General features: G+C 71.5%; 18 protein-coding genes and 1 tRNA gene. 9 read left to right on the top strand and 10 right to left on the bottom strand.

Annotation, left to right across the window (positions count from 1 at the left end; genetic code table 11):
* Positions 1–37: 37 nt before the first annotated feature.
* Positions 38–1,303: a low temperature requirement protein A gene (locus tag AOQ37_RS16695; RefSeq protein ID WP_374701510.1), complete on the bottom strand. Its 1,266-nt coding sequence runs from the start codon at positions 1,301–1,303 to the stop codon at positions 38–40.
* A gap of 122 nt (positions 1,304–1,425) precedes the next feature.
* On the opposite strand from AOQ37_RS16695, the gene AOQ37_RS16690 reads away from it, so the two are divergent.
* Positions 1,426–1,608: a hypothetical protein gene (locus AOQ37_RS16690; protein WP_062645324.1), complete on the top strand. Its 183-nt coding sequence runs from the start codon at positions 1,426–1,428 to the stop codon at positions 1,606–1,608.
* A 76-nt stretch (positions 1,609–1,684) separates the two neighbouring features.
* Here AOQ37_RS16690 and mscL read toward each other — a convergent pair whose 3' ends face one another.
* The 6 genes from mscL to AOQ37_RS16660 form a co-directional block, all read right to left on the bottom strand.
* Entirely contained in the window at positions 1,685–2,152 is a 468-nt protein-coding gene (gene mscL, locus AOQ37_RS16685) for a large conductance mechanosensitive channel protein MscL (RefSeq protein WP_062645323.1), read from the bottom strand.
* Between the two features lie 108 nt (positions 2,153–2,260).
* The gene (locus AOQ37_RS16680) at positions 2,261–2,923 is read right to left on the bottom strand and encodes an RcpC/CpaB family pilus assembly protein (RefSeq protein WP_374701507.1); all 663 of its coding nucleotides are present in this window, start codon (positions 2,921–2,923) and stop codon (positions 2,261–2,263) included.
* A gap of 177 nt (positions 2,924–3,100) precedes the next feature.
* Positions 3,101–3,943: an S-methyl-5'-thioadenosine phosphorylase gene (locus tag AOQ37_RS16675; RefSeq protein WP_062645322.1), complete on the bottom strand. Its 843-nt coding sequence runs from the start codon at positions 3,941–3,943 to the stop codon at positions 3,101–3,103.
* Positions 3,944–4,018: 75 nt separating this feature from the next.
* Complete coding sequence (locus tag AOQ37_RS16670) at positions 4,019–4,339, bottom strand: FmdB family zinc ribbon protein (RefSeq protein ID WP_062645321.1); 321 nt, start codon at positions 4,337–4,339, stop codon at positions 4,019–4,021.
* Between the two features lie 67 nt (positions 4,340–4,406).
* A complete protein-coding gene (locus tag AOQ37_RS16665; RefSeq protein WP_062645320.1) occupies positions 4,407–5,705 on the bottom strand; it encodes an MFS transporter in 1,299 nt (432 codons plus the stop codon).
* Positions 5,706–5,982: 277 nt separating this feature from the next.
* Positions 5,983–7,497 carry a potassium/proton antiporter gene (locus AOQ37_RS16660; protein ID WP_062645319.1) on the bottom strand — a complete coding sequence of 505 codons (1,515 nt, stop codon included), beginning with the start codon at positions 7,495–7,497 and terminating at the stop codon, positions 5,983–5,985.
* Between the two features lie 251 nt (positions 7,498–7,748).
* Here AOQ37_RS16660 and AOQ37_RS16655 point away from each other — a divergent pair, with 251 nt between their 5' ends.
* Positions 7,749–10,535, top strand: coding sequence for a penicillin acylase family protein (locus tag AOQ37_RS16655; RefSeq protein ID WP_062645318.1), 2,787 nt, complete (start codon positions 7,749–7,751; stop codon positions 10,533–10,535).
* A 76-nt stretch (positions 10,536–10,611) separates the two neighbouring features.
* Here the strand turns inward: AOQ37_RS16655 and AOQ37_RS16650 are convergent, their stop codons facing one another.
* Positions 10,612–11,226, bottom strand: a complete 615-nt coding sequence (locus tag AOQ37_RS16650) for a 5-formyltetrahydrofolate cyclo-ligase (protein ID WP_078890215.1) — start codon at positions 11,224–11,226, stop codon at positions 10,612–10,614.
* 104 nt (positions 11,227–11,330) lie between these two features.
* Between AOQ37_RS16650 and galU the strand changes: the two genes are divergently transcribed.
* The 7 genes from galU (at position 11,331) to AOQ37_RS16615 (ending at position 16,936) form a co-directional block, all read left to right on the top strand.
* Positions 11,331–12,233: a UTP--glucose-1-phosphate uridylyltransferase GalU gene (gene galU, locus AOQ37_RS16645; protein ID WP_062645316.1), complete on the top strand. Its 903-nt coding sequence runs from the start codon at positions 11,331–11,333 to the stop codon at positions 12,231–12,233.
* A gap of 5 nt (positions 12,234–12,238) precedes the next feature.
* The gene (gene glp / locus AOQ37_RS16640) at positions 12,239–13,567 is read left to right on the top strand and encodes a molybdotransferase-like divisome protein Glp (protein ID WP_062645315.1); all 1,329 of its coding nucleotides are present in this window, start codon (positions 12,239–12,241) and stop codon (positions 13,565–13,567) included.
* A 62-nt stretch (positions 13,568–13,629) separates the two neighbouring features.
* Positions 13,630–14,109 carry a cyclic pyranopterin monophosphate synthase MoaC gene (gene moaC / locus AOQ37_RS16635; RefSeq protein WP_020128380.1) on the top strand — a complete coding sequence of 160 codons (480 nt, stop codon included), beginning with the start codon at positions 13,630–13,632 and terminating at the stop codon, positions 14,107–14,109.
* Complete coding sequence (locus AOQ37_RS16630) at positions 14,106–14,642, top strand: MogA/MoaB family molybdenum cofactor biosynthesis protein (protein WP_062645314.1); 537 nt, start codon at positions 14,106–14,108, stop codon at positions 14,640–14,642. The genes moaC and AOQ37_RS16630 overlap by 4 nt, the downstream gene beginning before the upstream one ends.
* A gap of 26 nt (positions 14,643–14,668) precedes the next feature.
* Complete coding sequence (locus AOQ37_RS16625) at positions 14,669–15,265, top strand: GNAT family N-acetyltransferase (protein ID WP_020128382.1); 597 nt, start codon at positions 14,669–14,671, stop codon at positions 15,263–15,265.
* 144 nt (positions 15,266–15,409) lie between these two features.
* The gene (gene sepX, locus AOQ37_RS16620) at positions 15,410–16,780 is read left to right on the top strand and encodes a divisome protein SepX/GlpR (RefSeq protein ID WP_062645312.1); all 1,371 of its coding nucleotides are present in this window, start codon (positions 15,410–15,412) and stop codon (positions 16,778–16,780) included.
* 82 nt (positions 16,781–16,862) lie between these two features.
* A tRNA-Ala gene (locus AOQ37_RS16615) sits at positions 16,863–16,936 on the top strand.
* Between the two features lie 53 nt (positions 16,937–16,989).
* On the opposite strand, the gene AOQ37_RS16610 is transcribed toward AOQ37_RS16615, so the two are convergent.
* Positions 16,990–19,500, bottom strand: a complete 2,511-nt coding sequence (locus tag AOQ37_RS16610) for an ABC transporter permease (protein ID WP_062645311.1) — start codon at positions 19,498–19,500, stop codon at positions 16,990–16,992.
* Positions 19,494–20,270 (bottom strand): ABC transporter ATP-binding protein, encoded by a 777-nt coding sequence (locus tag AOQ37_RS16605; RefSeq protein ID WP_062645310.1) that lies wholly within the window; start codon positions 20,268–20,270, stop codon positions 19,494–19,496. Before AOQ37_RS16605 ends, AOQ37_RS16610 begins: the two co-directional genes overlap by 7 nt.
* Positions 20,271–20,275: the final 5 nt, after the last annotated feature.

Below are 20,275 nucleotides of genomic sequence, written 5' to 3'. Positions count from 1 at the left end.
GTCCGGATCGCGTCGGATGCCGCGGTGTCCCGCCCCGTCACGTCACGGCGCTCGAAGCCCGCTCGGGGCTCTCCCGGGACTCCCGTGCGACCTGGCGCGCCGTCAGGGTCGTCCCGGTCGCCACCGTCAGCGCCGACACCAGACCGGTCGCGAGGACCGCCCACTCGCCGAGGAAGGTGGTGCAGATCACCAGCAGCGCGGCGACGGGCAGCACCAGTTGCTGCGCCAGGCCCACCTTGAAGTGGCGTGCGTGCAGCACCCAGACCGCCATCAGGTACAGCGCCGTCGGCAGGGTGACCGCGGCCGACGCGGCGAGCGTCGAGATATGGGCCTCTCCGACCGCCTGTTCCACCGCCACCTCCAGACCCGCGCCGATCGCAGCGGCCGAGGCGAAGACGACGTAATGCCCGTAGCCCCACAGAAAAGCCTGCTTGCTGGAGCGCAGATGCCCATGGATGGGCACCACGAAGTAGATCCACCAGGCGGCGAAGACGATCAGCAGCCCACCCGCCGCCATCGGCAGCAGCTCGCCCAGCGCGTCGTTCTCCTCGATGCCCGACTTCACGGCGACCGTCGCCGCGGCGATCGTCTCGCCCAGCACGATGATCGTGAACAGCCCGAAGCGTTCGGCGACGTGATGCGGATGCCAGGACGTCGGGTGGTCCTTCTCCGCGTAGAGCGGCACACACATCTCCAGCGGCGCCATCACCAGGAACAGCCACACTCTGCCGCCCTCGGGCAGGATCAGCAGCCCCAGCCAGCCGACCTGGCAGATCAGCACGCCCGCCGCGTACCGAAGCGCCATCGTCCGCTCCGCGCCCTGGGCGGACCACGCGACGCGCAGCCATTGCGAGCTCAGCGCGAACCTCATGATCGCGTAGCCCAGCCAGACGGCCACGAACTCGTGGTCCTCGAACGCCTGCGAGATGCCCGCCGCCAGCACCAGGACCCCGGCGATCTGCACCAGCGTGACGATCCGGTACAGGACGTCGTCGTTGTCGTACGCCGACGCGAACCACGTGAAGTTCATCCACGCCCACCAGATGGCGAAGAAGACCATCGCGTAGTTGAGGATTCCCTCGCCCGCGTGGGACTCGGCCACGGCGTGCACCAGTTGCATGCCCGCCTGGGCGATGGCCACGACGAAGCACAGGTCGAAGAACAACTCGAGGGGCGACGCGACCCGGTGTGTCTCGTCCCGCCCGCGCGCGGTCAGGCTCCGCAACGGCTTCAAGCGGGTGGGAGCCGGGGAGACGGGAATCCCGGGGGGAGGGGGAGAGGCCGACGGAGGCGTACTGGACATCATGGGTACCAGCACAGCAGACAAGCGGCGGAAAATCTTGTGCGGGATCCGCGGGCTCACAGGACGTGCGGCCGGCTGCCGCACCCTGACCCGCGCGGGTACCGGAGCCGTACTCTGGGGGGATGAGCACCCCCTCCGCCTCCGAGCCGCGCGACCCGAAGGCCGCGCTGATCTTCGACGATCCGCTGGACCGGCAGTCCTCGGACGACACCGACCGCGGTTGGGGCGAGCGTCCGTCCGCCGAGGGCGACAGTGCCGCCGACCTGAAGCGCTTCCTCGACGAGAAGCCGCCCCACCACGTCTGAACCCTGCGGACCGGTCCGGTCCGGCAGACCCGGGAGCCCCGGCGGAGCACCGCCCGCAGGGCTCCGTCGAGGGCCTCTACCGCTCGCCGTGCCCCGAGCCCCGCTGGGCGACCAACAGGTCGCGGATCTCCTTGAGGACCTCCAGCTCGGTCAGCTCGACGATCTCCTGCGTGCCCTCCTTGGCCTTCCTGCGGGCTTCCACCTTCGCCAGGTACTTCGACATGGGCAGGACCATCAGGAAGTACACGACCGCGGCGGTGATCACGAACGTGAGGGTCGCGCCGAGCACGGACCCCCACAGGATCCTGACGCCCGTCGCGCTGTCCCCGGTGCCGGTGCAGGGGCCCTTGAGGCAGGAGCTGTAGCTGTCCAGGTTCTTGGTGCCGACCGCTCCGATGAGCGGGTTGATGATTCCCTTCACCACCGAGTTCACGATGTTCGTGAAGGCCGCGCCGATCACCACCGCGACTGCCAGATCGACGACGTTGCCGCGCATCAGGAAGGCCTTGAAGCCCTGCCAGACGCTTGCCTTCTTCTCGCTCACCTCGGGGACACTCCTCGCATGTACAGGTTGTGGAACAAACGACTCCGCAACCTACGTCAACGCCAGGAGGGCCTGTCCAATTCGGTCCCTCGGACGAGGGACTTGACGTCACCACAGGCTCACCGCCAGCCGGGCCGTCGCACTCGCCCCCGCCAGACGCGCGGCGGTGGACCGGGGCACCGACAGGACGACCAGTGCCCCGCCGTCGGCCGGGCCCACAGCGGTGTCCGGCGGCTTCGGCACCTTCGTCACCAGGGCTCCGCGCGCGACGACGCGGGCGTCGCTGCTCGCGTCGTCCACCCCGCCCGGCGTCGTGGACCCGACGGCGATCACATCGATCCGGTCACCGGGGCGCAGCAGCCGGACCGTGTCCGCGTCGGCGATCCGTACCGGCACCGTCACCTTCACCCCGGCGCGCGGGCCGGGCGTAGGGGCGCGTAGAGGGGCATACGCGCCGGGGCGTGCGTGCCCGCCTGCGTTCGCGCGCGCGGTTCCGCCGGGGTGTCCGCGGGCCGGATCGCCGTCCCGTGGACCGGAGGCCACGAGCGCGGCGGCGGTGATCGCGAGTCCCAGGGCGAGGGCACGCCGCCGGCTCCGGACGAGCCGCCCCAGCAGGTACCGTCCGCCGCGGACCCGGACGGGGTCGAAGGACGGCACCTCGCAGGTGGCAGGGGCGTCCGTGCCGGGTGGGCGCGTCGCGAAGGGGAGAGGGGCCGGGACCGGCGAGGGGATCGGAGGAAGCGAGGAGGGAGGAAGGAACGAGTCGGACACGAGGTCACCACCTGCGAGGGGGAACGGGTTTGCGAAGCCACGATGAGGCTTCGCGCCGCCGCTCGCCGGAGCCTGTGGACCACCGCCGGGTTGTGGACAACTCCCTCACCCGAAGGAGAACTTCCGCGCCCGAGGCCTCTCCTCCGGCTCCTCCTGTCGCGTCTGCGCCTGTCCTCGCTAAGGCAGTTCGAACCCCGGATCCAGCCCGCCCAGCGCGTTCGCGCACGGACAGTCCCGCTCGCCGTCGGAGGGCAGCGCGGCCACCGTGTCGAACAGCACACCCCGCAGCCGGTCCACGTTCGCCGCGAACACCCGCAGCACCTCCTCGTGCGACACGCCCTCGCCGCTCTCGGCACCCGCGTCCAGATCGGTGACCAGGTTCAACGACGTGTAGCAGAGCTCCAGTTCGCGGGCGAGCGCGGCCTCCGGGTGCCCGGTCATGCCCACCACCGACCAGCCCTGCGCCTGGTGCCACAACGATTCGGCACGGGTGGAGAACCGCGGCCCCTCGATCACGACGAGCGTGCCGCCGTCCACCGGCTCCCACTCCCGGCCGCGCGCCGCCTTCAGCGCCGCCGAGCGTCCCACGGAGCAGTAGGGGTCGGCCAGGGACACGTGCACCACGTTGGGCACCTTGCCGTCGGGCAGGGGCAGCCCGTCGAAGTACGTACCGATGCGTGACTTCGTACGGTCGACCAGCTGATCGGGCACGAGCAGCGTGCCGGGCCCGTACTCCGGGCGCAGACCGCCCACCGCACACGGACCGAGGACCTGGCGCGCGCCGACCGAACGCAGCGCCCACAGGTTGGCCCGGTAGTTGATCCGATGGGGCGGCAGATGGTGTCCGCGTCCGTGCCGGGGCAGGAAGGCCACCCGCCGGCCGGCGATATCACCTAGGAAGAGCGAGTCGCTGGGCGGCCCGTACGGGGTGTCGACCTGGAGCTCGGTCACGTGGTCGAGAAACGAATAGAAGCCGGAGCCGCCGATCACACCGATCTCTGCGTTCGCCTTGTTCGCCATGCGTCGCACCCTAACGGCCCCGGGAAACGCCGAAGACCCCGTCGTCGTAGGACGACAGGGTCCGCTGAGCGAGCCTTACGCGGCTGAGCTGCTGCCGGTCGACGTGCCGGTGCTCGACGACTTCGAGTCCGAGGACGAGGACGTCGAGGTCGACGGCTTCGCGTCGGATCCGGACGTCGACGACTTCGAGGACGACGCCGGCGAGCTGCTCGACGAGGAGCCGCGGCTGTCGTTGCGGTAGAAGCCGGAGCCCTTGAAGACGATGCCGACGGCGGAGAACACCTTCTTGAGGCGGCCACCGCAGTTGGGGCACTCGGTCAGGGCATCGTCGGTGAACTTCTGCACCGCCTCGAGGCCCTCGCCGCACTCGGTGCACTGGTACTGGTAGGTCGGCACTGTCTTCCTCCTGGCACTCTCACTCAGTGAGTGCTAACGACGGTCTATCTTGACGTATTCCGGAGGATCAGTCCACTGTCACCGGCACGCGGTGACCGACGCCACGTGCGACGGTACGCGCGCGGGGGCGCGCCGCCAGCCGTGAACGCAGCGCCAGCACGGTCACCAGGGCCAGCACGGTGCCCCCCATGGGGACCAGGAAACCGGCGCCGCCCCAGAAGCGGTCCTCCAGCTGACCGGCGATCGTGACGGCGGCCGCCTGCCCGAGCGCGACCGCGCCCGTCAGCCAGGTGAACGCCTCGGTGCGGGCTCCGGCCGGGACCAGTTCCTCGACCAGCGTGTAGCCGGTGATCAGCGCGGGCGCGATGCACATGCCGACCAGGAGGCCCAGGCCCGCCAGGACGAGCACGGAGTGGGCCGCCCACAGGCCGGAGGCGACGAGCGCCAGCGCGGCGTAGGCGACGACCAGGCGCCGGCGCGGGGCGACCTTCCAGGCGATGGCGCCGCACACCAGGCCGGAGAGCATGTTGCCCGCGGCGAAGGTGCCGTACAGGACGCCGTTCAGACCGGGCTCGCCGATGGACTCGGTGAACGCGGCCAGCGAGACCTGCATGCCACCGAAGACGGTGCCGATGCCCAGGAAGGCCACGATCAGCACGCGCACACCGGGGATGCGCAGAGCCGAGGCGTGCTCCACGCGTGCGTGCCCGGCGACGGTGACGGCGACCTCGGGCTGCGTGCTCTTGCGCGCGGCGAACAGCAGGCCGCCGAGCAGGGTCAGCGCGGCCTCGGTGACCAGGCCCGCGGCCGGGTTCACGGCGGTGCACAGGGCGGTCGCCAGCAGCGGGCCGAAGACGAAGGTGAGCTCGTCGGTGACGGACTCGAAGGCCGCCGCGGTGGTCATCAGCGGCGAGCCCTTGAGCCGCGCACCCCAGCGGGCGCGCACCATGGGCCCGATCTGCGGGACCGAGGCGCCCGTGGGCACGGCCGCCGCGAACACCGTCCACAGGGGTGCGTGGGTCAGGGCGAGGACGGTGAGGGTGAGGCCCGACAGCGTGTGCAGGAGCACGCCGGGGATCAGTACCGCGCGCTGCCCGTAGCGGTCGGCGAGCCGTCCGCTGTAGGGCGCGCACAGGGCCATGGAGACACCGGTGACGGCCGCGGCGGCACCGGCCGCGCCGTACGAGCCGGTGGTGTGCTGCACGAGCAGCACGATGGAGATGGTGAGCATCGCGAAGGGCTGACGGGCGGCGAAGCCGGGCAGCAGGAACGTCCAGGCGCCGCGGGTACGCAGCAGCTGTCCGTATCCCGGGCGGGAGGGAGCCGACGAGTCCTTCGACGGCTCGGTGGTGACCGTGGATGCCACGGCCCGTGCCTTTCTGCCGCCTGGTAGCGCGACCCCGTCCGGTGGGCGGGGGCGCCGAGAGCTGTCCTCTTGCGCGTGCTGCGGTAGATGCCGGTGCTCGCCGCACGAGGTGTCCCGGCCGCCATACGGTCGCGCCAGCTCTGCGTCAGGCAGAGTTGGTTCGATCAAGGTGTGCCTTCATCCTACAGGGATCAAGGGACGTCATCCCTGTGAAAATGAGCACCGTAAGGCCGCCCGCCTCGGAATAGCGGGCGTGTGAACAGGTCGAAACACGTACTTAACGCGCGCTGCCGCCGGTGCCCAGCCATCCGGCGAGCTTTCCGCCGTGCCCGACGGCGCGCAGTCGCCGTTCGGCCGCGTCGCGGACCGGGTCGGTGGCGACGACGAGGAGTTCGTCGCCGCGCCGCAGCACGGTGGTCGGCAGCGGCACGAAGGACGTCCCCTCGCGCACGACGAGGGTGACGGCGGCCCCGGCCGGCAGTCGCAGCTCGTTGACCTCGACGCCGTGCATCTTCGACCCTTCGGGGATCGCCACGGACAGCAGGTGCCCGCGCAGCCGCTCCAGGGGCGCTGACTCGACGCCGAGGTCGGCTGCCTCGGGATCGCCGCCCAGCCGCAGTTTGCGCGCCAGCCAGGGCAGCGTGGGCCCCTGGATCAGGGTGTAGACGACGACCAGGACGAAGACGATGTTGAAGATGCGGCGGCTGCCGTCGACGCCGTTCACCATGGGGATCGTCGCCAGGATGATGGGGACGGCGCCGCGCAGCCCGGCCCAGGACATCAGCGTCTGCTCCTGCCACGGCACCCGGAACGGCGTCAGGCACAGCACGACGCTGAGCGGGCGGGCCACCATGGTCAGCACCAGGCCGATGACGAGCGCCGGCAGCACGTCGTCGCCCAGCTCGTGCGGTGTCACCAGGAGACCGAGCAGCACGAACATGCCGATCTGGGCGATCCAGCCGAGACCGTCGGCGAAGCCGCGGGTGGCGGGCCAGTGCGGCAGCTTCGCGTTGCCCATGACCATCGAGGCGAGGTACACGCCCAGGAAGCCGCTGCCGTGCGCTAGGGAGCCCGCCGCGTACGCGGTGACCGCGATCGCCATGACCGCGATCGGGTAGAGGCCGGAGGCGGGCAGCGCGACGTGCCGGAGGCCCCAGGAGCCCAGCCAGCCGACCGCCAGGCCGATGGCGGCGCCGATGGCCAGCTCCAGCGCTATCTCGCCCACCAGCACGTACCAGTGCTCGACGGGGCCGGCCGTGGAGAAGGCGACCACCAGGATGACCACCGGGGCGTCGTTGAAGCCGGACTCGGCCTCCAGGGTGCCCGTCACGCGCGAGGGGAGGGGGATCTTGCGCAGGACGGAGAAGACCGCCGCCGCGTCGGTCGAGGACACCACCGCGCCGATGATCAGCGCCTGTCTCCACTCCAGCCCGGTCAGGAAGTGCGCGGCGGTGGCGGTGACGCCGACGCTGACCGCGACGCCGGCCAGTGCCAGCGCCGTGGCGGACGGCAGGGCCGGTTCGATCTCCTTCCACTTCGTGCCGAGGCCGCCCTCGGCGAGGATCACGACCAGGGCGGCGTAGCCGATGACCTGCGTCATCTCGGCGTTGTCGAAGTGGATGTTGCCGATGCCGTCCTGGCCCATGAGGACGCCGATGCCCACGTAGACGAGCAGGCTGGGGAGCCCGCTGCGCGAGGAGATCCGGACCGCTGCGACGGCGACGAGCAGGACGAGCGAGCAGACGAGCAGGAGCTGGTTGAGGTGGTGGACAGTCAGCGGCGGTCCCTTCACCGGCGCGCGCGGCTTGCGCGCGGGCGCACATGTGCTTCGGATACATCGGACACGAAGCCGTCAGCTTCGGACCCAACTACTTCGTTACCTTACCTAACTCTTGACGATTTCTTGACGCTCGGCGAGGGAAGATCGAACATCCCTCCGTACCGGTACCCGACTCCGGGTCAAGTGGCGCAAGGCCCTGCGCCTATGGTTGCTCCAGCACTCCAGGACCGCCTGCCGCTCGCGTTAGGACAGCAAGGACAGCGATGCCCCCCAACACCACCGCCACATCGGGTGACAAGCCCGGCAAGTCCGGCAGGAAGAAGGGGCGCAAAGCCCGTTTGATCGTGCTTGTGCTGGTGCTGGCCATCATCGGAGGCATCGCCTACGGCGCCTACTGGTCCATCAGCACCGTCCGCGCGTCCTTCCCGCAGACCAAGGGTTCGATCACACTCGAGGGCCTGACCGGCCCCGTGGACGTGAAGCGGGACGGCTACGGCATCCCGCAGATCTACGCGGACTCCGACGAGGACCTGTTCATGGCCCAGGGCTATGTCCAGGCCCAGGACCGGTTCTACGAGATGGACGTCCGCCGGCACATGACCTCCGGGCGGCTCTCTGAGATGTTCGGCAAGAGCCAGGTCGACAACGACGAATTCCTGCGCACCCTGGGCTGGGACCGCGTCGCCGAGAAGGAGTACGACTCCGAGCTGTCGGCCGACACCAAGAAGTACCTCCAGGCCTACGCCAAGGGGGTCAATGCCTACCTCAAGGGCAAGGACGGCGCCGACATCTCCCTGGAGTACGCGGCCCTGGGCTTCACCAACGACTACAAGCCCACCGAGTGGACCCCGGTCGACTCGATCTCCTGGCTGAAGGCGATGGCCTGGGACCTGCGCGGCAACATGCAGGACGAGATCGACCGCGCCCTGATGACCAGCCGTCTGGGCCCGGCCCAGATCGCCGAGCTGTACCCGCAGTACCCGTACGACCGTAACCAGGCGATCGTCCAGGAGGGGCAGTACGACGAGCTGACCCGGACGTTCGAGCAGGGTGACGGCCAGGGCGACTCCGACGACAGCTCCACGGGCGACGGCACGGGCTCCTCCTCGGACTCCTCCTCGACGGACGGTTCGGCCCTCCAGAGCCAGCTCTCGGGCCTCTACGACGTCCTGGACGACCTCCCCACGGCCGTCGGTGTGAACGGCAACGGCATCGGCTCGAACTCCTGGGTCGTCGCCGGCAAGAACACGATCACCAACAAGCCGCTGCTGGCCAACGACCCGCACCTGTCGGCCTCGCTGCCGTCCGTCTGGTACCAGATGGGCCTGCACTGCCGCGCGGTCTCCAGCAAGTGCCAGTACGACGTGTCCGGCTACACCTTCGCGGGCATGCCCGGTGTGATCATCGGCCACAACCAGACCATCTCCTGGGGCATGACCAACTCCGGCGTCGACGTCACGGACCTCTACCTGGAGAAGCTCTCCGGGGACGACGGCTATCAGTACGACGGCAAGGTGAAGCCGTTCGTCACGCGCGAGGAGACCATCAAGGTCGCCGGCGGCGAGTCCAAGAAGATCGTCGTCCGGCAGACCCAGGACGGGATGCCCCTGCTGTCCGACCGCGACGACGAGCTCATCGACGTCGGCAAGAAGGCCACCGTCGACAATGTCGACGCCGCGGCGCCCGACCGCGGTGACGGCTACGGCGTCGCCCTGAAGTGGACCGCACTGTCGCCGGGCAACTCCATGGACGCCGTTTTCGCCATAGACAAGGCCACGGACTGGGACAGCTTCCGCAAGGCGGCCGAGAAATTCGACGTCCCTTCCCAGAACCTGATCTACGCCGACACCTCGAACCACATCGGCTACCAGCTGCCCGGAAAGATCCCCACGCGCGCGAAGGGCGTCGACGGCTCGATCCCGGCGCCCGGCTGGGACTCCAAGTACAAGTGGAAGGGCTTCATCGACTTCGATGAGCTGCCCTACGAGTACGACCCGGCCCGCGGCTACATCGTCACGGCCAACCAGGCCGTCGTCGACAAGGACAAGTACCCCTACACGCTCACCACGGACTGGGGATACGGCGCGCGCAGCCAGCGGATCACCGACCTGATCAAGAGCAAGATCAAGGGCGGCGGCAAGATCTCCACCGACGACATGCGGCAGATGCAGCTGGACGACGACAGTGAGATCGCGAAGCTGCTCGTGCCCGTGCTGAAGAAGATCAACCTCGACGACCCGGACGTCCGCGACGCGCAGAAGCTGCTCGAGAACTGGGACTTCACCCAGGACGCCGACTCGGCCGCGGCCGCCTACTTCAACGCGGTCTGGCGCAACATCCTCAAGCTGGCCTTCGGTAACAAGCTGCCCAAGGAGCTGCGCGTCGAGGACCAGTGCCTGTGGGTCGACCCGGTCAACACCACCGGCCCGGTCGACGACACCGAGAAGGTCCGTGAGTGCGGTCAGCGCGATGCCGACCAGGCGCAGCCGGACGGCGGCGACCGCTGGTTCGAGGTCGTGCGCAGCCTCATGACGAAGACGGACAGCGACTGGTGGACGACGCCCGAGTCGGGCACCCGTCCCGGCGCCGAGCACGACCGCGACAAGCTGTTCGCGCGCGCCATGATCGACGCCCGCTGGGAGCTGACCGCCAAGCTCGGCAAGGACATCGACACCTGGAGCTGGGGCCGGCTGCACCGCCTGTTCCTGAAGAACCAGACCCTGGGCACCAGTGGCCCCGGTTTCCTCCAGTACATCCTCAACCGCGGCCCGTGGAAGCTCGGCGGCGGCGAGGCGACGGTCAACGCCACCGGCTGGAACGCGGCCGGCGGCTACGGGGTCGTATGGGTGCCGTCGATGCGGATGGTGGTCAACCTCGACGATCTCGACAAGTCGAAATGGATCAACCTCACCGGAGCCTCGGGGCACGTCTTCAGCGCTCACTACACCGACCAGACGAGCAAGTGGGCCGACGGTGAGCTGCTCGACTGGTCCTTCTCGAAGAAGGCGGTCGACGACAGCACCAGCGACACCCTGGTGCTCAAGCCCTGAGCTGCCGACCGAAACGGAAGGGGCCCTCCACGCGCGCGTGGAGGGCCCCTTCCGTTCATGGGGGCACCGGCCGGTGTCAGGTGAACCGCCGGGTCCCCGACGGGGTCACGACCGCGTGCACCGGCCGGTCGTGCGCCTCCCCGGGGACGTGCTCGACGACCTCGGTGTCGTACAGGAGCACCACCAGTGAGGGACGGGCCCCGGCGTCCGCCAGCCGGGCGAGTACGCGGTCGTACGATCCTCCGCCGCGTCCCAGGCGCATTCCGCGGCCGTCGACCGCCAGGCCCGGCAGCAGCACGACGTCGGCGGCGGTCACGGCGTCCGGGCCGAGGCGCTCGCCGGCCGGTTCCAGGAGGGCCATCTTCCCGCCGTGCAGGACCCGCGCGAGAGAGCCTTCGCCGGTGTAGGCGCCCCAGTCCAGGTCGTTGTCGGGAAGCAGCGCGGGGAGCAGTACGCGTACGCCCCGCGCGCGCAGCGCGTCCAGCAGCGCCGGAGTGCCGGGCTCGGTCCCCACGGAGACGTACGCGGCCACCGTGCGCGCGTGCGCCAACTCGGGCAGCTCCAGGGCCCGCTCGGCCAGGGCGACGGCCCCCGCGCGTACGTCATCGGCCGTCAACCTGCTTCTCACGGCGAGGAACCCTTGCCGCAACGTACGTTTGTCAGACTCTGGTCCGCCTTCGAGGTGGCTCATATGTCGCTCCCGTACTTCACCTGCACCACTCCAATGCGTTCATATGAACATCAATTAACCGGAGCCACAGATCCCTCTCAAAGTCACCGGATAAGGTTGCCGACATGACGCAGTCGCACCCCAGGATCAGCAAGGCTGTCATCCCCGCAGCCGGCCTCGGAACCCGGTTCCTGCCGGCGACCAAGGCCACTCCCAAGGAGATGCTGCCGGTCGTGGACAAGCCGGCTATCCAGTACGTGGTCGAGGAAGCCGTCTCCGCCGGTCTCGACGACGTCCTCATGGTCACAGGCCGCAACAAGCGCCCCCTGGAGGACCACTTCGACCGCAACTACGAACTCGAGTCGGCCCTCCAGAAGAAGGGCGATGCCGCCCGGCTCGCCAAAGTCCAGCAGTCCAGCGACCTCGCGACCATGCACTACGTGCGCCAGGGCGACCCCAAGGGCCTCGGACACGCCGTCCTGTGCGCGGCCCCGCACGTCGGCCAGGAGCCCTTCGCCGTCCTGCTGGGTGACGACCTGATCGACCCCCGCGACCCGCTGCTCCAGCGGATGATCGAGGTGCAGGAGCGGCACGGCGGCAGCGTCGTCGCGCTCATGGAGGTCGCCCCCGAGCAGATCCACCTCTACGGGTGTGCCGCCGTGGAGGCCACCGTGGACAGCGACGTCGTCAAGGTGACCGGCCTCGTCGAGAAGCCGGACCCGGCGGACGCCCCGTCGAACTACGCGATCATCGGGCGTTACGTCCTCGACCCGAGCGTGTTCGGCATACTTCGGCAGACCGAGCCCGGCCGCGGCGGCGAGATCCAGCTGACCGACGCCCTCCAGCAGCTCGCGCAGGACGAGAAGATCGGCGGCCCCGTCCACGGCGTCGTCTTCAAGGGCCGCCGCTATGACACCGGCGACCGCGGCGACTACCTGCGTGCCATTGTCAGACTCGCGTGCGAACGTGAAGATCTGGGTCCGGACTTCCGGTCCTGGCTTCGCAGTTACGTCACCGAGGAGATGTAGCCACTTTGAGCACCGCCGCGCCCCGCCCCACCGGCCAGGACCAGCTCTGGTCGGTGGACGAGCACCTGGAGGACATCCTCGCCACCGTCCGCCCCCTGGAGCCCATCGAGCTCCAGCTGCCCGACGCGCAGGGCTGCGTCCTCGTCGACGACGTCATGGTGCCGGTCTCGCTGCCGCCCTTCGACAACAGCTCGATGGACGGGTACGCGGTGCGGGTCGCGGATGTCGCGGGCGCGGGCGAGGAGTTCCCGGCGGCTCTGGACGTCGTGGGGGACGTCGCGGCGGGACATGCGGCCGACCTGCTGTACGTGGGGCCCGGACAGGCCGCCCGGATCATGACCGGCGCCCCGCTCCCGGCCGGCGCCGAGGCCGTCGTCCCCGTGGAGTGGACCGACGGCGGACTCGGCGAGGGTCCGGTCAGCGGGATGCGTGCCCGCAGTCTCGCCCCCGAGCAGGCCTCGGGGCATGTGCGCGTGTACCGGCCCGCCGAGGCACGCGCGCACGTGCGCGCGAAGGGCAGTGACGTGAAGGCGGGGGACCGCGCCCTCGACGCCGGGACCGTCCTCGGACCGCCCCAGATCGCCCTGCTCGCCGCGATCGGCCGGGGCACCGTACGCGTGCGCCCGCGCCCGCGCGTGGTGGTGATGTCGACGGGCAGCGAACTCGTCCAGCCCGGCGAGGAACTGGGCAGCGGCCAGATCTACGACTCCAACAGCTTCGCCCTCACCGCGGCCGCCCGCGACGCCGGCGCCATCGCCTACCGGGTCGGGGCGGTGGCCGACGACGCCGAGACGCTGCGCTCCACCATCGAGGACCAACTGGTCCGCGCCGACCTCGTCGTCACCACCGGCGGGGTGAGCGTCGGGGCGTACGACGTCGTCAAGGAGGCCCTGGAGCACGTCGGGGACGAGGACGAGGCGGGCAGCGGGGTCGAGTTCCGCAAGCTCGCCATGCAGCCCGGCAAGCCCCAGGGTTTCGGCTCCATCGGCGCCGACCACATCCCCCTGCTGGCCCTGCCGGGCAACCCGGTGTCGTCGTACGTCTCGTTCGAGCTGTTCGTGCGGCCCGCCATCCGCGCCCTCATGGGCCTCGAGGACGTCCACCGGCCCACCACGCGCGCGAAGCTGACCGCCGACAGGGCGCTGACCTCGCCGAAGGGCCGCCGGCAGTTCCTGCGCGCCCGCTACGGCGGCGACGGCACCGTCCGCCCGGTCGGAGGTGCCGGCTCGCACCTCGTCGCGGCCCTCGCGCACGCCGACTCGCTGATCGTCGTCCCCGAGGACGTGGAGTCCGTCGAGCCCGGCGCCGACGTCGAGGTGGTCCTCCTCGGCTGAGTCCTCCTGGTTGGGGGTACCGTGTCGCGCACAACAGGCCCGGACCGGGAGCGCCCACCACCATGAGTACGCAGGACCGACTGACGCACATCGACGACGTGGGCGCCGCCCGTATGGTCGACGTTTCCGGCAAGGACGTCACCGCGCGCACCGCGCGCGCCAGCGGGAGGGTCCTCGTCTCGCCCCGGGTGGTCGAGCTGCTGCGCGGCGAGGGGGTACCCAAGGGGGACGCGCTGGCCACCGCGCGGATCGCGGGCATCATGGGCGCCAAGCGCACCCCCGACCTGATCCCGCTGTGTCACCCTCTGGCCGTCTCCGGTGTGAAACTGGATGTGTCGGTCGCGGACGACGCCGTGGAGATCACCGCCACGGTGAAGACGACGGACCGCACGGGCGTCGAGATGGAGGCGCTCACCGCGGTCTCCGTCGCCGCGCTCACCGTGATCGACATGGTGAAGGCGGTCGACAAGGGAGCGGTCATCACGGACGTGCGCGTGGAGGAGAAGACGGGCGGCAAGTCGGGCGACTGGAGCCGGGCATGACACTCGACGGGTCGGCCGGCGGCGCCCTGTCCGCCGCGTACAGCGCGCTGGTCGTGACCGCGTCCAACCGGGCCGCGGCCGGCGTCTACGAGGACCGTGGCGGCCCGCTGATCGCCGAGGCTCTGCGCGGCTTCGGCTTCGCCGTGGACGGGCCGCAGGTCGTTCCCGACGGGGACCCGGTGGAGGCCGCGCTGCGGGCCGCCGTCGAGGCCGGGTACGACGCCGTCGTCACCACCGGCGGCACCGGGATCTCGCCCACCGACCGCACCCCCGAGGCGACCCGCGCGGTGATCGAGCGCGAGGTGCCGGGCATCGCCGAGGCCGTCCGGGCGTACGGCCGGGAGAAGGTGCCCACCGCGGCGCTCTCCTGCGGCCTGGCCGGGGTGGCGGGCGGCACGCTGATCGTCAACCTGCCGGGTTCCACCGGCGGGGTGAAGGACGGGCTGGCCGTCCTGGAGTCCCTGCTGACGCACGCCGTCGACCAGATCCGTGGCGGCGACCACCCCAGAGCGAGTCACGGGGGTGCGAGCTGAACACCTCGGCCTGGCCCGTCGAACTGGTGGAGGGCGACATCGTCCTGCGGCCCATAAAGCTGCGCGACCAGCGGGCCTGGCGTGAGGTCAACCGGCGGAACCGGGACTGGCTGCGGCCCTGGGAGGCGACGATCCCGCCGCCCGCGCCCAGCGGGCCGATCGCGCACCGGCCGACGTACCGCCAGATGGTCCGGCATCTGCGGTCCGAGGCGAACGCCGGCCGGATGCTGCCGTTCGTGATCGAGTACCAGGGGCGGCTCGTCGGGCAGTTGACGGTCGCGGGGATCACCTGGGGCTCGATGTGTTCGGGGCACGTCGGTTACTGGGTGGACGAGTCGGTGGCGGGCCGCGGTGTGATGCCGACGGCCGTGGCGCTCATCGTGGACCACTGTTTCCGCACCGTCGGACTGCACCGCATCGAAGTCTGCATTCGGCCCGAGAACGGGCCGAGCCGCCGGGTCGTGGAGAAACTCGGATTCCGTGAGGAAGGACTGCGGCCGCGCTATCTCCACATCGACGGCGCCTGGCGTGACCACCTCGTCTTCGCGCTCACGGCGGAGGAGGTCCCGGAGGGCCTGCTCAACCGGTGGCGGCGTACCCGCTCGCAGAAGGCGTCCAATTGAATTGGTCGACCAGCCGAATAAATGTTCGAAAATGATCGGTTGATCGCACCGGTCGCAAAAAAAGTTCGAAATATCAGCCAGATCGTGCGACACACCGGCCCAATTGGCGGATGGCCTCACGTAAACCCCTCTACCGTGTGAGGCGTGAGCAGCAGCGGCCTCATCTACGCAGTCATCGTCGGGGCCTGGGCCGCCTACTTGGTGCCTATGTGGCTCCGTAGGCAGGACGAGCTGAACGAGGCCCGTCCGACGGAACGCTTCAGCACCGCCATCCGGCTGCTGTCCGGACGGGCGGGTATGGAGCGCCGGTACGCCAAGGACCTGCGGGCGCGCTCCACCGAGGAGGGGGAGTCCGACGCCGACGTTCCGGACGCCGTCACCGCATCGGTGGACGTCCGGTCCTTCGCCATGCCTCCGACCCGCCCGCAGGTGAAGGCGCCGGTCCAGGAGCGCGGCCAGGAACGTGAGCGCGCTTCGGAGCGGGCGCAGGACCGGACCCAGGAACGCGGTCACGACCGGGCTCAGGAACGGCCTCAGGAGCGCGGCCAGGAACGAGGGGCCGGGCGCCCGGAGGCGGCGCGTGAACCGGCGCGCGATCCGGCGGCCAAGCCCGCGCACGACCCTCGCGAACAGAGCGCCAAGCCCGCCCGCGAGGGGAGCGCCGCTCCGGCCGCCCGACGGGCGCCCGTCGCCCGGCGGACACCCGCCGAGCAGGCGTCCGCCGCGCGTGCCCAGCGCTCGAAGGCGCTCGCGCGCCGTCGGCGCACCACCGTGATGCTCTTCCTCGCCTTCACCCTCGGCGCGATCGTCGCCGCGGTCGGCGGGCTCGCGTTCCTGTGGGCGCCCGGCGTTCCCGCCGTCCTGCTCAGCGCGTACATCGGCTACCTGCGCTCCCAGGAGCGCCGCCGGTTCGCCTTCCAGATGGACCGCAGGCGCGCCGAGGTCGCCGCACAGCGGCTGCGCGAGCGCCAGCCGCGCCGGCGGGCGCCCGCCCCGGCGAACGCCACGTCCGTCGACGCCGGCCTCGACGCCGGCGCAGAGGAGCCGCACGCGGCCCCCGAGCCGGAGACCGACCCGGGGCTGCTGGCGCTCGCCGCGGACCGCAGGGCACTCGTCGAGCAGACCGACCACGCGGAGTGGGTCGACCAGCAGCGCGAGCGGCAGCGCCGGCCCGGCCACGGCGAGAGCTGGGATCCGGTACCGGTACCGCTGCCGACGTACGTGACCGCGCCGGTCGCGCCCCGGGCGACCTCCGACGTGGACCTCGGCGCGCCGGACTCCTGGAGCTCGGCCCGCTCGAGTTCGGTGGCGCCGGAGCACGACGCGGCGGACGCGGCGGACGCGTCGGCCGGGGACCCCGACGACGCGGACCACGCGGAGGACAGGGGAGCGGACGGCGACGAGCGCAGCGACGCCCGGCGCGCGGCCTCCGCGCGGCGCTCGCGCGAACGCGGCCGCACCCCTTTGTTCGACCAGTACGAGGACGGCGAGCGACCGCTGGCCGCCAACGAATGAGACCCGCGGCATCCCGCCCCCGGCCTCGGGGAACGGATTTCCAAGCAGGCCGACCGGGGTGCTAGAGTTTCACTCGTTGCAAGGGCCTGTGGCGCAGTCTGGTAGCGCACCTCGTTCGCATCGAGGGGGTCTGGGGTTCAAATCCCCACAGGTCCACGCAGCATAGAGCCCCCGCCGGGTGACCGGCGGGGGCTCTATCGTGTTCGGGCTCAGGGTCGGCGCGGGCGCAGTGACGGTGTCGTCGTGGTCAGTGCCGTGGCCGTCGCGAGCAGGGCGCATGCCGCCGTCGTCCAGGCGAGTGCCCGCCAGGGCAGGACGATGGCCGCCGGAGCCGACAGCAGGTGCAGGGCGGCGCTCAGGCCCGCCAGGTCGACGACCGTCACCAGCAGGCCCAGCAGCGCGCCCAGCGCGACGGCCGTCAGCGCCTCCGCGGCGGCCAGTCCCAGCAACTGGCTACCTGTCGCGCCGGCCAGTCGCAGGGCCGTCAGGGCGGGTGCGCGCTCGGCGGCCGCCATGGCCAGGGTGTTGGCCAGCGAGATGCCGGTGTAGACGAGGGCGATGCCCAGGACGAGCAGCATGCCGAGCCGGGTCGTCCGGTTGGTCTGCGGGTGGGCGGCCCGCACCCACTGTGTGTCGTTCATCACCCGTACACCGTCGACGGCCCGCAGTCGTGCCGCGACCGCCGCCGGGTCGGCGCCCGCCCGCACCCGCACGTCGACGCGGTCCACGCCACCGCCACCGGCGTTCGCCGGGGTGACCCAGGCGCCGTTGTCGCCGGTGCCCACGGACAGGACGGCGGCGATCCGGAGGGTCTTCGGCGTGCCGTCGCCTAGCCACACCCGCACCCGTTGTCCCACCCGGTGTCGTGCCCACTCCTCCGTCACGACGATCGACCCGTCGTCGAGGTCGGCGAGCCGCCCGGCGGTCACCGGCAGCCGTACGGTCGCGGCGAGCAGCGCCGGATCGGCCGCCCGTGCCTCGGACTTCACGAGCGCCACGCCGTCCTCCAGCGTGAACACGGCGGTCGCGGAACCGGCCGAGACGAGCGTGCCGGGCACCTGCCGCAGCCGTTCGAGCGTTCCTGGCCGCAGGGTTGTCCCGTCCTGCGGTGTCACCACGAAGTCGGCGGACGTCTGCTGCCGTACCTCCGCCGCCCGCGCCGCGCCGATCGTGGCCGTCGCGCCCGGCAGGGAGCCCGCGAGCGCGACGGTGACCAGGACGGGCGCCGCCACCGCCGCGGTGCGGCGGACCGCGGCGACCGCGCCGGCCCGCGCCAACAGGCCCACCGCGCCCGGCAACCGGGGCATCAGCGGACGGACCGTCAGGGGCGAGAGCAGCGCCACCGCCGTGATGAACAAGAGGGGGCGGCTGATGTACGACTTGCGGTGGAGGAGCTCGCCCGGGTCGGTCGCCAGTGTGTACGCGAGGGTCGCGACCGCCGCGAACAGCAGAGCCGTACCGCACAGGCGCCGTCCGCGGGTCAGCGCGCGTCCGTCCACGAGGGCTTCGCGCAGCGCCTGGGCGGGGGCGGTGCGGCCGGCCCGCCAGGACGCGGCGAGCGCACCGCACAGGGCGACCAGCAGGCCCGTCCAGAAGGCGAGGTGGTACGGCCACACGCCGGCCGAAGGGCCGCCGATCGCGTACCAGTTCGGCGCGAGTCCGCCGTCGACCACGCGCTCGGCCAGGAGCGGCGCGCCGTATGTGCCCAGCACACAGCCGGCCGCCGAGGCGAGTGTGCCGACCAGCAGGGCCTCCGCGAGGACCGTCCGCCGGATCTGGGCCGGTGTGGCCCCGGCGGTGCGCAGCAGGCCGAACTCGCGGCGGCGCCGGTCGACGGCGAAGGCGAAGGTGGAGGCCACGACGAAGACGGACACGAACGCGGTCACGCCGCCCGCGGTGCCGAACAGGGCGTTGAGTGCGGTCAGGGCCTCGGCGTCGCGACCCGGGTCGGCGTCGGCCAGCCGGCGGGCGTCCCCGGTGAGGATCCGCACACCCGCGCCCGCGCCCTCGTCGCTGTGCTCGTTCTTGACCGCCGCCCGTACGGCCGCCGCGTCCGCCTCCACGACCAGTTGGGTCGACTCCGGGGCGAGCCGGGCGGCTTGGGTGTCCGGGTAGAACACGGCGTGCTCGAAGCCGGGTCCGGGTTCGGGGTCGAGTCCGGGTACGGGTTCGGATCCGGGTTCGGGTGGGACTTCGGTCGGCGCCGTCGCGACCGTGCCGACCACGTGCAACGGGCCGTCCGTGGTGCGCAGTCGGGTGCCCACGGTCGCCCAGTCGCCGCTGGTCACCACCTCGCCGGCCGCTGCCGGGGCCCGGCCCGCGGTCAGCCGGTAAGGGGCGAAGCGGGCCGTCGACCAGGGGTGGCCGACCAGGTCGTCCGGTGCGGCGGGGGTGCCGTACGCGCGGACCGGGAAGGAGCGGTCCTCGGTGACCGGGCCGACCGCGCGGAGCGCGGCGACGGTCCCGGCGGGCACCGGGCGCGGCCGCGCCAGCTCCTTCGTCCGCACACCGGTGGGGGTCGTCACCCGCAGGGTGTCCTGGCCCCTGACCACCACCGGCGCCGCCGCGAACCGTTCGGGGGCGCGCGCCGGGGCGTGCAGTGACGCGGCCAGCGCCTGTCCCATCACGGTGAGCAGCGCGACGCCGAGCGCGAGGGCGACGAAGCTGCCGACGAACGCGGCCCATCGGGCGCGCAGGGTGTGCCACGCGACGCTCAGCACGCGGCACCCGCCGGGGCGAGCGCGGCGCGGTCGGCGGCGGTCTCCAGCCCCGCCAGCCGGGCGGCGATCGCCTCCACGGACGCGTCGGCGCCCGTGAGTTCGCCGTGGACGCGGCCGTCCACCAGGAAGACCACCCGGTCCGCCCAGGAGGCGGCGAGCGGGTCGTGGGTGACCATGACGACCGTCCGGCCGTCCCCGTCGACGAGGGAGCGCAGCAGGGTCAGCACCCCGCGGCCGGTACGGGAGTCCAGCGCGCCCGTCGGTTCGTCGCCGAACAGGACCTCGGGGCGGGTGATGACCACGCGGGCCAGGGCGACGCGTTGCTGCTGGCCGCCGGAGAGCCGGTCCGGGCGGTGACCGGCACGGTCGGCGAGTCCGACCTGCCGCAGCGCGTCGCGGACCTGTGCCCTGGACGGGCGGCGGCCGGCGAGCCGCAGCGGGAGGGCGACGTTCTGCTCGGCGGTGAGGGCGGGCAGCAGGTTGAACGACTGGAAGACGAAGCCGATCCGCTCCCGGCGCAGCAGAGTCAGCCGCCGCTCGCTCAGCCCGGTCAGCTCGGTCGCGCCGATCCGCACCGACCCCGAGGTCGGCCGGTCCAGCCCGGCGGCGCACTGGAGCAGCGTCGACTTGCCCGAGCCGGACGGCCCCATGACGGCGGTGAACGAGCCCCGGGGCAGGGCGAGCGTGACGTCGTCGAGCGCGGTCACCCCGGTGCCCGCGGCACCGTATCGCCTGCTCACGGAGGTCAGTTGGACGGCGTGTGTGGTCATGGTCC

Origin of the sequence: Streptomyces maremycinicus (assembly GCF_001184025.1) — a bacterium.
Classification (GTDB): domain Bacteria; phylum Actinomycetota; class Actinomycetes; order Streptomycetales; family Streptomycetaceae; genus Streptomyces; species Streptomyces maremycinicus.
The sequence above is the reverse complement of the archived record's forward strand: the minus strand, read 5'-3'. Positions and strand labels throughout refer to the sequence as shown.

Coding starts and splice junctions, on each gene's coding strand:
- AOQ37_RS16695 (WP_374701510.1), bottom strand. CDS start 1,303: ATGTCCAGTACGCCTCCGTCGGCCTCTCCCCCTCCCCCCGGGATTCCC.
- AOQ37_RS16690 (WP_062645324.1), top strand. CDS start 1,426: ATGAGCACCCCCTCCGCCTCCGAGCCGCGCGACCCGAAGGCCGCGCTG.
- AOQ37_RS16675 (WP_062645322.1), bottom strand. CDS start 3,943: ATGGCGAACAAGGCGAACGCAGAGATCGGTGTGATCGGCGGCTCCGGC.
- AOQ37_RS16655 (WP_062645318.1), top strand. CDS start 7,749: ATGCCCCCCAACACCACCGCCACATCGGGTGACAAGCCCGGCAAGTCC.
- AOQ37_RS16650 (WP_078890215.1), bottom strand. CDS start 11,226: ATGAGCCACCTCGAAGGCGGACCAGAGTCTGACAAACGTACGTTGCGG.
- galU (WP_062645316.1), top strand. CDS start 11,331: ATGACGCAGTCGCACCCCAGGATCAGCAAGGCTGTCATCCCCGCAGCC.
- moaC (WP_020128380.1), top strand. CDS start 13,630: ATGAGTACGCAGGACCGACTGACGCACATCGACGACGTGGGCGCCGCC.
- AOQ37_RS16630 (WP_062645314.1), top strand. CDS start 14,106: ATGACACTCGACGGGTCGGCCGGCGGCGCCCTGTCCGCCGCGTACAGC.
- AOQ37_RS16605 (WP_062645310.1), bottom strand. CDS start 20,270: ATGACCACACACGCCGTCCAACTGACCTCCGTGAGCAGGCGATACGGT.